The following is a 12,504-nucleotide window of genomic DNA, read 5'->3' on the forward strand; positions in this document are numbered from 1 at the left end:
TTCGCCTCACCACAGGAGCACGACATGACCTTCACGACCCTCATCACCGGCGCCAGCTCGGGGCTGGGCGCCGAGATGGCCCGGCAGTTCGCCGCGCTCGGCCACGACCTGGCGCTCACCGCGCGCCGCACCGACCGCCTCGACGCGCTCAAGGCCAAGATCGCCGCCGCCCACCCCGACCGTCGGGTCGAGACCTATGCGCTGGACGTCACCGACGACGACGCCGTCACGCGGGTCTTCGAGCAGGCGAAGGGAGACCTCGGTCGCCTCGATCGCGTCATCGTCAACGCCGGGCTGGGCAAGGGGGCGCCGTACGGCAAGGGCAGCCACTACGCCAACCGCGAGACGATCACGACCAATGTGCTCGGTGCCGCGATGCAGACCGAGGCCGCGATGGCGATCTTCCGCGAGCAGAAGGCCGGTCACCTCGTGCTCATCTCCTCGGTCACCGCGCTGCGCGGCATGCCGAAGTCGATGACGACCTATGGCGCCTCCAAGGCCTTCCTCGCCTCGCTCGGCGAGGGCATCCGCAGCGAGATGATGGGCAAGCCCGACCTCGACATCGACGTCACCGTGCTCTACCCGGGGTACATCCGCACGGAGATGAACGAGAAGGTCGAGCAGAAGACGAAGTTCATGGTCGACACCGACATCGGCGTGCGTGCCATGGTCGTCGCGATCGAGGGGCGCAAGGCCAAGGCGCTCGTCCCCGCCAAGCCGTGGGTCGCTGTCGGTTCCGCGATGAAGGTGCTCCCGCTCTCGGTGGTGCGCAAGCTGCTCTGAGCTGGAGGACCGCTCCGGCCGACCGTTGGTCCGCTCCGGTCGACCGTTGGTCCGCTCCGGTCGAAGGGGGACGACGGCGCCCGCCGAAGTCCTTCGTCTCCGCGCTGCCGGCGGTTGTCCTTCCTGACTTCGGCTTGATGTGCGCCGTCATCCCCCTTCGCCCTGCGCTGTCGGATCCCGTCGGGCTCGCACCTCGGCCACAGCGGCGGTGAAGGCGTCGATCGCGTCGGCGAGCCCCGGTCCGTCGACCACCGTCAGCCTCGCCCCCAGGTCGAAGGCCGCCATCGTCAGGTGTCGGGCGAGGTCGGCGAGGTCGTCGGCGTGCGACTCGAGGTCGGTGAGGCCCGGCCGGACCTCGGTGGCGACGCCGTAGGCCGGGGGCACCCGGCGGCGCACGGCCTCGACGTCAGCGGTCAACCGCACCCGGACCCGGTGCGCGTACCCGGCGCGGGTCACCGCCCGCCGCACGTGCTCGACGGCGTCGGGTGCCTCCCGAGGGGTGAAGCGGAAGGTCGACGCCCGCACCCCGGCCATCCGGTCCAGGCGGAAGGTGCGCCAGTCCTCCCTTCGCCCGTCCCACGCGAGCAGGTACCAGCGCCGACCGGTCGCGACCAGGCGATAGGGCTCGACATCGCGCTCACTGTCCTCGCCCGTCCGCCCGGTGTACCCGAAGCGGGCCCGCACCCGGTCGCGGATCGCGTGCGCGAGGACGACCAGCACTGCGGTGTCGACGTCGTCGGTGGCCCCCGGCAGCAGGGCGGTCGCGTCGGAGAGCGCCGCGACCTCGCCGCGCAGCCGGGGCGGCATGACCTGGTCGAGCTTGGTGAGTGCGCGGACAGCCGGCTCCCCGATCGCCGAGATCCCTTGTGCGCCAACGCGAAGGGCGACGGTCACCGCTACGACCTCGTCCTCCTCGAGCAGCAGCGGCGGCATCCGCCCGCCCGACCCGAGCCGGTAGCCGCCCCCGACGCCGGGGGTCGCCGCAACCGGGTAGCCGAGGTCGCGCAGCCGCTCGACGTCCCGGCGCAGGGTGCGGGTGGTCACGCCGAGCACCTCGACGAGCTCGGGTCCCGTCCACACGGATCGGGTCTCGAAGAGTCCCAGCAGGCGCAGCACACGTTCGGTCGTCTCGGCCATGGCTCCATCGTGCGCCCGATTGGTGACCAGAAGTGTCCTCAATTGCTCGGAGACTGGTTCATGGACGAAGGGAGGCCACCCCCTTCGCACGTCGACCCGAGGAGCACCTCATGTACGCACCATCCGTCCACGACGAGATCACCGGCTACGCCGAGTATGTCGACCAGCAGCTCGAGGCGATCCGCGCCACCGCCCACGGCCTCACCGAGGAGCAGGCCCGCCTCACTCCCACGCGCTCGGCGCTGTCCATCGGTGGACTGATCAAGCACACGAGCTATGTCATCGCGGCTCCCGACGAGAAGCAGGGCTCCGTCGAGGAGGGCGGGGAGATCAGCGAGGACGCGTACGCGGCCTTCATGGACAACTTCGCCCTGCGTGACGACGAGAGCCTGGCCGCCACGATCGAGCTCTTCGATCGTCGACGCATCGCGGTGGTGCAGTGGATCCGCGACTGCGACCCGGACGCCGAGCAGACTCTCCCCCCGGCCCCTTGGTACGGCCTGATGCACTCCTCGCCGGCGAGGATGCGCTACTCCTTCGTCCACTTCGTCGAGGAGCTGGCCCGGCACGCCGGTCACGCCGACATCATCCGCGAGGAGATCGACGGGGCCAACGCCCTCGAGCTGCTGCTCGCCGACACCGGCCGGGAGGCCACCCCCTTCGCCCAGCCGTGGTCCGCCTCGGAGCCGGCCACGACATGATGGCCACGTGAGGATCACCGGACTCGTCATCAGCTCCCCCGACGTCGCCGCTGCGCAGTCCGCGTGGCGGCGGCTCGGCACCATCGATCGCGATGTGCAGGTCGAGGAGGGCGATGCGGGCCTGGCCGCCCTGGTCCTCGGCGTCGACGACATCGCTGCGACCGAAGCGCTGCTCCAGCGGCGCGGACTCACGGGTGACACGGCCGGCCTCGACGTCGGCGGGCTCACGTGGCGACTCGCCCCCTCCACAGGGGGCGAACCGGCTGACCTCACCCTCGACCACGTCGTCGTGCGCACCAGCGACCCGGAGCGAGCGGCTGCGGACTACGGTGCCCGACTCGGCATGGACCTGCGGCTCGACCGACGGCTGGAGGAGCACGGCTTCCGCGGGCTCTTCTTCCGCTGCGGCGACGCGGTGGTCGAGGTCGTGGCCCCGACGAAGGGGGTCGACGGTCCCGACGTCTTCGGCGGACTGGCTTGGCGCACAAGCGATCTCGCAGCGACCCGCGAGCGCCTGATCACCGAAGGCGTGGAGGTCTCCGAGGTCCGGGTCGGCCGCAAGCCCGGCACCCACGTCGCCACCGTCCGCGACCCCACCCTCGGCACCCCCACCCTCCTGATCTCTGCATTGCCATAGGGCAATGCAGACGAGCGGTCGCGAGCGAGCAACTTCCTGCGCTGGCGCGTAGTCGGTCACCAAGTTCACGCACTGTTGCTGTCGAGACCATGCAGCCGATAGGATTTGAGATACAGTATTCAATTGCGAGAGGGGAGCCGTGCGCAACTTTTCGATCTCATGCGTGTACGACGGCCCCGGCGCGGAGCACGTTTTGGATCATGCCCGCCTCCTCGCGGCCTCGGCCTCGCAGCCCCTGACCGTGCTGGTCACCGGTCGGGTCCTCGGCGGCGCAGAGCCCGCGCTCGTCGAGGTTGATGGAACAGCCCTCCTGCGGACGGCCCACCTGGGTGACGCAGGAGCGGCTACCTTCATCCGCCAGCCGCTGGGAACGGCCACCCTGTCGTGGGCCCACGCGCATATGCACCGCCAGCCGCACGGGATGCTCCTCGTCGCCGATCGACGCCCGAGTTTGCCTCGGGGTCTGGGCTGGCTCCACCACGTCTGCGGAGACCTGAGCTCGCAGCTGGCCCACACCAGCGATCGGTGCGACTGCGGCTGGGAGGTCAGGGCCGTGCCGAGGTTACGTCAGGGCCGGTAGACGAGCCCTGTTTCGCCACTCTCGACCGAACGAACGAAGGCCTGACCGACGGCGTGGTCGTCGACGGAGGGAAAGCCCGGAAAGGCAGCGTCGTAACGTTCGCGTGAGCCCGCGAGAACCGTCGGGCTCACGACGTTGATCCGGTGTTCACCCCACAGCTCCAACGCCGTCGAGCGGACCCACGCCTCGATGGCGGCGTTGATGGCCGACGACACACTGCCGCCACGGACCGGCTGGTCGGACAACACCCCGCTCACCAGGGTGAAGGAGCCGCCGACAGGGACGATCTCGCGCGCCTGCTGCACCAGCATGATCTGGCCCAGAAGCTTGCCCTCGAGGCCAGCCATCCACTTTTCCCTGTCCATGCTCTCCCATGGGCCGAAGGGGGTTCCCCCCACCGCCGAGACCACGGCGTCGGCCCGGCCCACCGAGGTGAGCAGACGCGCCACCGATCCCCGATCGCCCAGGTCCACCGGGTGGTCAGGCGCGGTGCGATGCGCCGCGACGACCTCGTGCCCCCGCCCCCTCAGCGCCGCCACCGCAGCGCGTCCAATGTCCCCGCTCGCTCCGACCACCAGGATCCGCATCGTCGATCTCCTTCGCCTCGATTGTTTGAATACAGGATACTGGATATGAGATCCCCTAGACTTGGGCCATGACACGGACACCTGAAGACTTCTGCAATCAGCACCCGAGGGTCATCACCGTCTGGTCCGACATCGGCTGCCCGTGGGCGACGCTCGCCTTGCACACCCTGCGCACCACGGCGGCCACGAAGCGCCAGCCCCTGCTCGTCGATCACCGAGCCTTCCCACTCGAGCTCTACAACGCCCGGCCCACTCCCAAGCTGGTCCTGGACGCGGAGATCGTGGCCATAGGCGCGCGGATCCCGGGCGTGGGCCTACGACTGTGGGATCGCGACCAGGCGACCTACCCAGTGACGACACTGCTCGCCATGGAAGCCGTCCAGGCAGCGAAGGCCCCCGATGTAGGCGGGCTCGCAGCCAGTGACCAACTGGACGCGGCTCTACGCCGGGCCATGTACCACGATCATCGCTGCATCAGCATCCTGTCGGAGGTCGAGCGGTCCGCACGGGAGTGCGACGAGGTCAACGTCGAGGCACTGCTGGAGGCGCTGCACTGTGGCAGCGCCCGCGCAGACGTGTACGCGCAGTGGATGCTTTCCCATGACGAGTCCGTCCAGGGCAGCCCGCAGATCATGACCGCGCAGGGCACCTCCCTGCACAACCCGGGAGTCACGTACAACTGGACCGCGCCGCCGACTGACGGCGGGCTGCCCCACTTCACCGCCTATGAGACGTCGTGGGCGCACGACCTGCTGGGCGAGACCTCCGCGGTGGTGGACGGCGGCTAGCTGCCCAGCGTCATGGCGTACTGCCAGGACTGCTGCACGAGCCACCAGACCACCTCGAGCTCCTGCCGATCGCGGGGGCCATACACGAGCACCGGAGGCTGCGCGGGGTGACGGACCCCCCACCCGGACCGCTCGACCACGTCCATCAACTCCTGCTCCACCATCAGGTGCAAGCTGCTGTCGGAGTGTGGGTGGACGTGCGCGAACTCGCGTCCGCCCTGGAAGGCCGCCGGGTCCCTCGAGCCGATGCCCTCGGGCAGGTGCAGGGCGCGCGAGTGCGGGACCGAGACCAGCGTCGGGGCCATGAAGACATACGGCAGGGCTCGCATCCGCGACCACAGCTCCTCCTGGAGCATCACGGGGGCCACTTGGCTGCGCTGGCCGTGCGGCGCCGGACCGACAACGTGGGGCGCCTCGCCGACGCGATTCGGGAGCTCGATCGTCACCAGAGCACTCCTTGTTCGACGGACGGGGGTAGACATGCAGATGAGATTCAGTATTCTATCTTTAGTAGTTCACCTCACACAAGGAGAAGGTCTTCATGATTCGACACGTCTTCGCTTGGCAGGTGGCCGACGACGCCGACGGCGGCGAGGTCATCCAGTTGCTCACCGACTTCTCGAAGGAGGTCGACATGATCCGCTACTTCGAAATCGGAGCACACGCGGGCGAGCCGAACGACAACGGGGACCCGTGGGACGGCGTCCTCATCACCGACTTCGACAGTTGGGGGGACCTCGAGGCGTACTCGAACCACCCCGCCCACCTCGTCCTCGTCGAGAAGCTGCTGCCCAAGGTCAAGGGCCGGGTCGTCGTCGACTTCCTGAAGGAGGACAAGTGAGCACCACAGCCGACCAGCGACTCGCCAACATCCAGGTCGGGATCAGCCCGTACGGCCCCCACGACGAACTGGGAGCCCTCAACACGTTGACTCCCGAGCGCCAGGTCTCGATCATGGCCCGCGTCGACGCCTCCACGGTCTACGACCTGAGCGTCGACTACTTCGTCGGGATGCCGAGTTTCCAGGCCGCCGGCGATCCCGCTTACCAGATCTACATGAGCCACACCCCGAACGGGACACTCGTCGACAACCTCAATGGCGCTGGCGAAGAGATCAACCGTCACGTCTGCTACTCGGGTGATGTGATCCTCATGTACACCCACACCGGGACCCATATCGACGCGCTGAACCACTTCGGTGTGGACGGCAAGATCTACAACGGCTTCAGCGCCGAGGAGAACCTCGGCAGCAGGGCCTGGACCAAGGGTGGCGCCGAGCGCATCCCCCCGATGATCGCCCGGGGTGTCCTCATCGACATTGCCACGACGAAGGGCGTCGACTGCCTCGACGACTCGTACCCGATCACCGTGGAGGACTGCCAAGAAGCCCTCGAGCGGGTGGGCCTCACCCTCGAGGAGGGCGACGTCGCGTTGATCCGCACCGGTCGTATGCGCTACTGGCCCGACGGGACCAAGACGCTCGGCAACCCTCCCGGCCTCAGCCTGGAGGCAGCGCGCTGGCTCACGTCCCAGGGCATCAGCACCATCGGATCTGACCAGGAGTGCGTCGAGGTCGGACCCTCCCAGCACGAGGACAACTGGCTGCCCGGCCACGGCCACTTCCTCACCGAGGCCGGCGTGCCGATGATCGAGCTGGCCAACCTCGAGGAACTGGCGGCGAACGCGGTCAACGAGTTCTGCTTCATCGGCTCACCGATCCGCCTACGCGGGGCGTCGGGAACCCCCCTTCGCCCCTTGGCCCTCCCCCTGAGGGACGGGCGTTGAGCACCGACCTCAAGGTTGCAGCAATCCAGGTCGCCCACGTCGACGACGAGGACCCGGACGCACGATGGGCCCGGACCAGCGAGCTGGTCCGGGCCCATCGGCATCACGACCTCATCGTCCTGCCGGAGCTGTGGTCCAACGGGGCCTTCTCCCCCGCGGGCTGGGACGAGTCCGCCGAGCCTCTCGACGGGCCGCACGTCCAACGGCTGGCCGATCTCGCACGTGAACTCGGGGTGACCCTGCACGGCGGGTCGTTCATCGAGCGGAGCATCGAGGCGGGCGCTGATGGAAGGCACCTGTGGAACACGTCCGTCGTCCTCGGTCCGGACGGATCGCTACGCGCCGTCTACCGCAAGATTCACCGCTTCGGTTTCGGCGAGGGGGAACCGCTGCTCCTCGAGGCGGGGAGCGAACTGGCGACCTTCGACATGGGCGGCACGACCATAGGCCTGGCCACCTGCTACGACCTGCGCTTCCCGGAGCTGTTCCGCGCGTATGTCGATCATGGCGTCGAGGTGTTCCTCGTCCCGGCGTCGTGGCCGGATGCACGGCGTGAGCACTGGCAGCTGCTCGGCCGGGCGCGTGCCCTCGAGAACCAGGCCTGGGTCGTGCAAGTGAATGTCACCGGGGCCCACGGTGGGCTGGATATGGGTGGTCACAGCCAGGTGGTCGCCCCCATGGGCCGGGTCGTCGGGTCCCTCGACCGTGACGAAAGCTGCCTGAGCGCCGTGCTCGACCTCGAGGTTCTGCGCGCGGCCCGCGACAACTTCCCGGTCCTCGCCGACCGCCGCGTCGGCCGGCTGGATCGTGGCGGCGTCCGGACGTGACGTGCGCGGCGCCCGGGTCAAACCGTGAATGTCGGACGCGGGCGCTGCGCCAACCACACGACCACGCAGAAGCCCCCGAGGATCAAGAAGCTGAACTCGGGCGCTAGATGCGCCGTCGCCCGCGTCACGAGGATCGGGATCCCGAAGCCGAGGTAGGCGATCGCGTAGAAGCCCGCCGTCGCCGTGCCGGCCCGGCCCGGCGCGACCACGTCCGGGATGCGCGCCAGCCCACCTGACAGCGCGAGACCACCGCCGGACCCGAGCGCAATGACGGCAGGAACGAGCAGGAGCTTGGCCGACTCGTTCACGGTCGCCGCAGCGGTGAGCGCCATGCCGATGGCGCCGAGCAGGCCGGCCATCGGCACCGCTCTCTCCCGCAGGCGTGCCTGCCAGGTGGAGACCACCGCGCCGGACCCGAGGGTCAACGCAGCCAGTCCCCCGGTCACGGCCACGGCGGCGACGGGCAGGCCCACGACGAGCGGCACCGCGTTGATGGCCGTGGCGGGGAACCCGAAGACGAAGAGCGCGGGAGGGGCCACCACCAGGAGCGCCCGACGACGGGCGCCGCTGCGGATCACGGGACCGCGCATCGCACGGCTCCCGTCCGATGCGACGCGCGCGGCTGGGACACCGACTGCAGTCCACCAGGCGATGAGAGCGCACGCGCCGGCGTGGATCAGGTAAGGGGCGAGCACCGGCCACGGCCACCACTCACCCCACAGGCCGGCGACGAGGGAACCGCCGGCGAAACCGCCACTCATGCACACCGCCGCGACCCGGGCCCCTCGCCCCGGCCCCCTGGTGGCGAGGAGCTGCTGGATCCACACGCTGGCCGACACGAAGACGGCACCGGCGGCGCCCCCCTGGACCGCTCTGAGCGCGAAGAGGGCAACGACCGACGAGCCGGCAAGGGCGAAGCCCGTGGAGATCAGGGCCGCGACGAGACCCGCCGTGAGGACGACCCTGCGGGCCCCCCACCGGTCGGTCATGGCACCGGCCACGAGCACCGCGGGGATCAGGCCGATGGCGTAGACACCAAAGAGCCCGGCCGTCTGCTCGTCGGTGAGCCCCAGCTGCTGCTGGTGGACCAGCAGCAGCGGCACCGGGACATTGGTGCCGGCGGACACCGCGACGAGCAGGGCGCCCACCCGAACGACGTGCTGGGTCGACGCCCGTGGGCCGGACTCGATCACCTTCCCGCTAAGCACGCGCGAGCTCGGTGGCCAACTGTGCCGGCAGCTCGGCTCCCTCCGTGATGACGGCTCGCGCCTCTTCGAGGTCCTCGGGGCGACCGCGGGTGACGGCGCCGACGACGCGGCCCTGGCTCAACTGCCAGACGGTGAAGTCACCGTCGCGGTCGCCCGTGACGACCTCCTGGTCGATGTCGCCAGCCAGACCCACGTACTCGAGGCTGGTCCAGTCGGCGATGTCGCTCCAGAAGTAGGGGAGCTCCGTGTGCTCCACGCCGTGCCCGAGCATGTTGCGGGCGGCCGTGCGCCCCTGTGCCTCGGCATGCCGCTCGTGCTCGATCCGCACGTGCCGTCCGTGCAGGACACTGTCGTACTCGCAGACGTCACCCGCGGAGAACACATGAGGGTCGCTCGTGGTCAACCGGGCGTCGCACAAGATGCCGCGGCTCGCACCGATCTCCAAGCCCGCACTGTGGGCGAGCTTGGTGTCCGGGACGGCACCGACACCGACGATGACGACGTCGGCCGGGACCTCGAGACCGTCGCTCGTGGCCACTGCGGTGACCCGCTCGTCCCCGAGGAAGGAGCTGACCTGGCCGCCGTGGTGGATCGTCACACCCTTTGCGCGGAGCAGGTCGTCGACGTGCTGGGCGACCTCACCACCGAAGCTCGTGGCGAGGCAGCGGTCCTCGAGCATGACCATCGTGCACTCGTGACCGAGCGCGCGCAGTGTGGCTGCGGCCTCGACGGCCACGAAGGAGCCCCCCACCAGGACGACCCGTCGCGGTCCGTCGAGCTCCTCGCGGACGTGCTGGGCGTTGAGCGGAGCACGCAGGTAGTGGACTCCGGGCAGGGTGGCTCCCTCCACGGGCAGGCGCCGGACCATCGCCCCGGTGGCCAGGAGGAGCTTGTCGTAGCCGACCTCCCTCTTGTTGGCCAGCCGCGCCACGCGCTGCTCAAGGTCGAGCGTCATCACCGGGGACCTCGTGAGGAGCGTGACGTCATGCTCGGCGTACCAGTCGTCGGGGACGACGCCCACCGGTGCATCGCCGCGCAGCAGGTCCTTGGTGATCGGCGGCCGGTGGTAGGGCGGGTGCAGCTCGCGCGTCACGAGAGTCACCGCGCCGGAGTATCCCTGCTCCCGCAGCTCGGTGGCCGCGCTCACCGAGGCGACCCCGCCCCCGATGATGAGCATGCCGCTGTCCTGGCTCATGCGATCAGTCCTCGTCGTAGGGCTCGTAGTCCGACTTGCGTGCGCCGCACACGGGGCACACCCACGAGTCGGGGATGTCCTCAAAAGCGGTGCCGGGCGGGATCCCGCCCTCGGGGTCGCCCTCGACCGGGTCGTAGATGTCGCCGCAGGCCATGCACATCCATTTCTGTCCCAGGATCGTCGTGCTCATCAGTCCTCCATCTCGGGTGTTTGGTTGGTCCATCGCGTGGCGCTGGGGTCCAGGAACTTCGACAGGTCCCGGTGGGTGAGCCAGGCCAGCGACTCGAGCTCGATGGCGTCGAGGTCGATCGTCTGCCGCGTCCGCAGATCCTCGATCCGCAGCCGGGTGCGCCCCGGCGGGCCGACCACCTTGATGCTCACCACGGCGAACTCGTTGCGGACGACGAGACGGGACGGGTCACGGTTGGACATCTCGGCGATCAGGTTGTCGATGACCTGTGCCTCGGCGTCCGGCTCATCGTCTCCCAGCAGGTGGAACTCACTCATGCTCGCTCACCGGCTCACAGCGGCAGGCCCAAGTTGCCCAGGTAGCCGTTGCGACTCACGAGGTCGACCCGCTTGACGTGGATGCGCAGACCCTCGGCCGTACGCACGAGCTGGTGTTCGTAGGAGCCGGCGTAGACGTACTGGTCGCGGTAGCGAAACTCCGTCACCACGAAGCGCGACCTCACCCGGATGAGGTCACCGTCCGGGTGACCGCCGGGGACGACCTCCTCGACGACGACATTGCTCACGAGGTGCGAGGAGACCGACGCCGGCTGCTGGGCGAAGGCGAGACCGCCCTCGAAGCGCCAGACGCGCTCGGTGAGCGTGCTGAAGCTGTCGTAGACGATGGATACCTTGCGGGAGGGGTCCTCCTCGGTACCCGAGGGGATCCAGTACGTGCAGTCGGCGGTGAAGAGGTGGAGCCACTCCGGGAAGGACCGGCTGTCGAGGAGGCTGGCCTCCCTGAAAAGGAACTGCTGGATCTCGTGCTGGAGGTCCGTCGAGGTCACCCATGCGGTCTCGGTCGTCGTCACTTGCCCTCCTCCATCATCTCGCGCCAGCGGCCCAAGAAGGCTCGCTGAGGTACCTCGTCAGCCGAGCGGCCCACCTTCAGTCCTGTCTGCGGGTCCGTCGTCTCTCGGTGCAGTCCGCGCCGCATCAGGGCGAAGTCAGAGGAGCTCCGCGTGGCCTCAAGGCCACGCGTGACCCGGTCGAAGGCGACCTCGATGTCGTCACTCGACCCGAAGCCCGACGGGCCGTAGAAGATCTCGTGGTCCCGCAGGATCCGGTTGCGCGTCTCCTCGTCGGCACCCTTGGGGAAGATCGGGTAAAGGTAGACCCAGGTCTCGTCCACCGAGCGGGGCACGACGAGGCGCAGGTGTGCACCGACGAACGCAAGGCTCGGGAAGACGTTGAGGTTGAACGGGATGAGGTCGCCGATGGCGATGGCGTGCGAGTCCCCCTCCTTCGCTCCCTCGAGGGCGCCGTACTCGTGCACCGCGTGTCCGTTCTCGAGGTTGACGCCACGCCAGCTCTCATTGGTGCGCACGTTCTTCACCCAGGGGCTGGACTTGCCGTCGTTGCGGTCCTTGAGGATGTCCAGCCAGCTCTGGTGCGTGAAGGAGAAGTGGTAGGGGTCGATCGTGTTCTCGATCTGGAGCTTCCAGTTGCCGCGGAAGGCGACCTTGTGACCCTGCGCCGACAGCTCGATACCGTCCTCACCGACCTCGCTGATGTGGTCGAGGTAGACCCGGGCGTGGCCGAGGAAGTCCTCGAGGGGCGGCACTTCGTCGCTCAGGCTGGCGAAGATGAAGCCCCGGTAGCTCTCGACCTTGGCCACGTGCACCAGGCCGAAGGCGGATTTGTCGAAGCCCTCGCCGTAGCCGTCGTCGAAGGGGACGCCGACGAGTCGACCTGCCGAGCTGTACGTCCAGCCGTGGTAGGAGCACCGGAAGAAGTTCGAGTTGCCGGTCTCCTGCTGGCACACGGCCGAGCCCCTGTGCCGGCAGCGGTTGAACATGACGCTGATGCCACCGTCATCCGAGCTGCGGCTGACGATGACCGGCTGGTTCGCGATGTGAGCGGTCTTGTAGTCCCCCCCTTCGGGGATCTCGGACTCGTGCCCGACGTAGACCCACGTCTTGGAGAAGATCTGCTCCATCTCGAGGTCGAAGATCTCCGGGTCCCGGTAGATCGCACCCGAGACCTCCCAGTCGTCGGTGATCAGCGTGCGTGGCTCAGCACTCATTAAAGGGCTCCTGCAGTGGTGT

The 12,504-nt window shown here is 68.8% G+C and carries 17 protein-coding genes; 8 read left to right on the top strand and 9 right to left on the bottom strand.

Translation table 11 applies throughout. The features are described from left to right. Positions 1–24: 24 nt before the first annotated feature. Entirely contained in the window at positions 25–783 is a 759-nt protein-coding gene (locus ASG73_RS00860; RefSeq protein WP_055989433.1) for an SDR family oxidoreductase, read from the top strand. A gap of 147 nt (positions 784–930) precedes the next feature. On the opposite strand, the gene ASG73_RS00865 is transcribed toward ASG73_RS00860, so the two are convergent. Beyond that, complete coding sequence (locus ASG73_RS00865; RefSeq protein ID WP_055989436.1) at positions 931–1,920, bottom strand: helix-turn-helix transcriptional regulator; 990 nt, start codon at positions 1,918–1,920, stop codon at positions 931–933. A 110-nt stretch (positions 1,921–2,030) separates the two neighbouring features. On the opposite strand from ASG73_RS00865, the gene ASG73_RS00870 reads away from it, so the two are divergent. The 3 genes from ASG73_RS00870 to ASG73_RS00880 all read left to right on the top strand — a co-directional run bounded on the left by ASG73_RS00870 (position 2,031) and on the right by ASG73_RS00880 (position 3,838). Continuing rightward, positions 2,031–2,621: a mycothiol transferase gene (locus ASG73_RS00870; protein ID WP_055989439.1), complete on the top strand. Its 591-nt coding sequence runs from the start codon at positions 2,031–2,033 to the stop codon at positions 2,619–2,621. A 7-nt stretch (positions 2,622–2,628) separates the two neighbouring features. Beyond that, positions 2,629–3,258: a VOC family protein gene (locus ASG73_RS00875; protein ID WP_055989442.1), complete on the top strand. Its 630-nt coding sequence runs from the start codon at positions 2,629–2,631 to the stop codon at positions 3,256–3,258. 163 nt (positions 3,259–3,421) lie between these two features. Then, positions 3,422–3,838 (top strand): hypothetical protein, encoded by a 417-nt coding sequence (locus ASG73_RS00880; RefSeq protein WP_055989445.1) that lies wholly within the window; start codon positions 3,422–3,424, stop codon positions 3,836–3,838. On the opposite strand, the gene ASG73_RS00885 is transcribed toward ASG73_RS00880, so the two are convergent. Next, positions 3,826–4,425, bottom strand: coding sequence for a short chain dehydrogenase (locus tag ASG73_RS00885; RefSeq protein ID WP_055989448.1), 600 nt, complete (start codon positions 4,423–4,425; stop codon positions 3,826–3,828). The two genes, ASG73_RS00880 and ASG73_RS00885, sit on opposite strands and share 13 nt — an antisense overlap. 68 nt (positions 4,426–4,493) lie before the next feature. Between ASG73_RS00885 and ASG73_RS00890 the strand changes: the two genes are divergently transcribed. Beyond that, positions 4,494–5,213, top strand: coding sequence for a DsbA family oxidoreductase (locus ASG73_RS00890; protein ID WP_055989450.1), 720 nt, complete (start codon positions 4,494–4,496; stop codon positions 5,211–5,213). On the opposite strand, the gene ASG73_RS00895 is transcribed toward ASG73_RS00890, so the two are convergent. Further along, positions 5,210–5,659, bottom strand: a complete 450-nt coding sequence (locus tag ASG73_RS00895; RefSeq protein ID WP_055989453.1) for a luciferase domain-containing protein — start codon at positions 5,657–5,659, stop codon at positions 5,210–5,212. The two genes, ASG73_RS00890 and ASG73_RS00895, sit on opposite strands and share 4 nt — an antisense overlap. A gap of 95 nt (positions 5,660–5,754) precedes the next feature. On the opposite strand from ASG73_RS00895, the gene ASG73_RS00900 reads away from it, so the two are divergent. Genes ASG73_RS00900 through ASG73_RS00910 form a run of 3 tightly spaced genes read left to right on the top strand, consistent with a single transcriptional unit; the run spans position 5,755 to position 7,825 of the window. Next, on the top strand, positions 5,755–6,054 hold the full coding sequence (locus tag ASG73_RS00900; RefSeq protein WP_055989456.1) for a Dabb family protein: 300 nt from the start codon (positions 5,755–5,757) through the stop codon (positions 6,052–6,054). Beyond that, positions 6,051–6,998, top strand: coding sequence for a cyclase family protein (locus ASG73_RS00905; RefSeq protein ID WP_055989459.1), 948 nt, complete (start codon positions 6,051–6,053; stop codon positions 6,996–6,998). The genes ASG73_RS00900 and ASG73_RS00905 overlap by 4 nt, the downstream gene beginning before the upstream one ends. Beyond that, a complete protein-coding gene (locus tag ASG73_RS00910; RefSeq protein ID WP_055989462.1) occupies positions 6,995–7,825 on the top strand; it encodes a carbon-nitrogen family hydrolase in 831 nt (276 codons plus the stop codon). The genes ASG73_RS00905 and ASG73_RS00910 overlap by 4 nt, the downstream gene beginning before the upstream one ends. A 17-nt stretch (positions 7,826–7,842) precedes the next feature. On the opposite strand, the gene ASG73_RS00915 is transcribed toward ASG73_RS00910, so the two are convergent. The 6 genes from ASG73_RS00915 to ASG73_RS00940 are packed head-to-tail and all read right to left on the bottom strand — an operon-like array spanning position 7,843 to position 12,482. After that, the gene (locus tag ASG73_RS00915; RefSeq protein ID WP_082566901.1) at positions 7,843–9,033 is read right to left on the bottom strand and encodes an MFS transporter; all 1,191 of its coding nucleotides are present in this window, start codon (positions 9,031–9,033) and stop codon (positions 7,843–7,845) included. Further along, positions 9,026–10,228, bottom strand: coding sequence for an NAD(P)/FAD-dependent oxidoreductase (locus ASG73_RS00920; protein ID WP_055989468.1), 1,203 nt, complete (start codon positions 10,226–10,228; stop codon positions 9,026–9,028). The genes ASG73_RS00915 and ASG73_RS00920 overlap by 8 nt, the downstream gene beginning before the upstream one ends. Before the next feature lie 4 nt (positions 10,229–10,232). Further along, on the bottom strand, positions 10,233–10,418 hold the full coding sequence (gene rd, locus ASG73_RS00925) for a rubredoxin (RefSeq protein ID WP_055989470.1): 186 nt from the start codon (positions 10,416–10,418) through the stop codon (positions 10,233–10,235). Then, the gene (locus tag ASG73_RS00930; protein ID WP_200946636.1) at positions 10,418–10,735 is read right to left on the bottom strand and encodes a hypothetical protein; all 318 of its coding nucleotides are present in this window, start codon (positions 10,733–10,735) and stop codon (positions 10,418–10,420) included. Before ASG73_RS00930 ends, rd begins: the two co-directional genes overlap by 1 nt. A 14-nt stretch (positions 10,736–10,749) precedes the next feature. Further along, the gene (locus ASG73_RS00935; RefSeq protein ID WP_055989473.1) at positions 10,750–11,268 is read right to left on the bottom strand and encodes an aromatic-ring-hydroxylating dioxygenase subunit beta; all 519 of its coding nucleotides are present in this window, start codon (positions 11,266–11,268) and stop codon (positions 10,750–10,752) included. Next, a complete protein-coding gene (locus tag ASG73_RS00940) occupies positions 11,265–12,482 on the bottom strand; it encodes an aromatic ring-hydroxylating oxygenase subunit alpha (RefSeq protein ID WP_055989476.1) in 1,218 nt (405 codons plus the stop codon). Before ASG73_RS00940 ends, ASG73_RS00935 begins: the two co-directional genes overlap by 4 nt. Positions 12,483–12,504 lie beyond the last annotated feature (22 nt).

The sequence above is a fragment of the Janibacter sp. Soil728 genome (assembly GCF_001428305.1).
In the GTDB taxonomy this organism is placed as follows: domain Bacteria; phylum Actinomycetota; class Actinomycetes; order Actinomycetales; family Dermatophilaceae; genus Janibacter.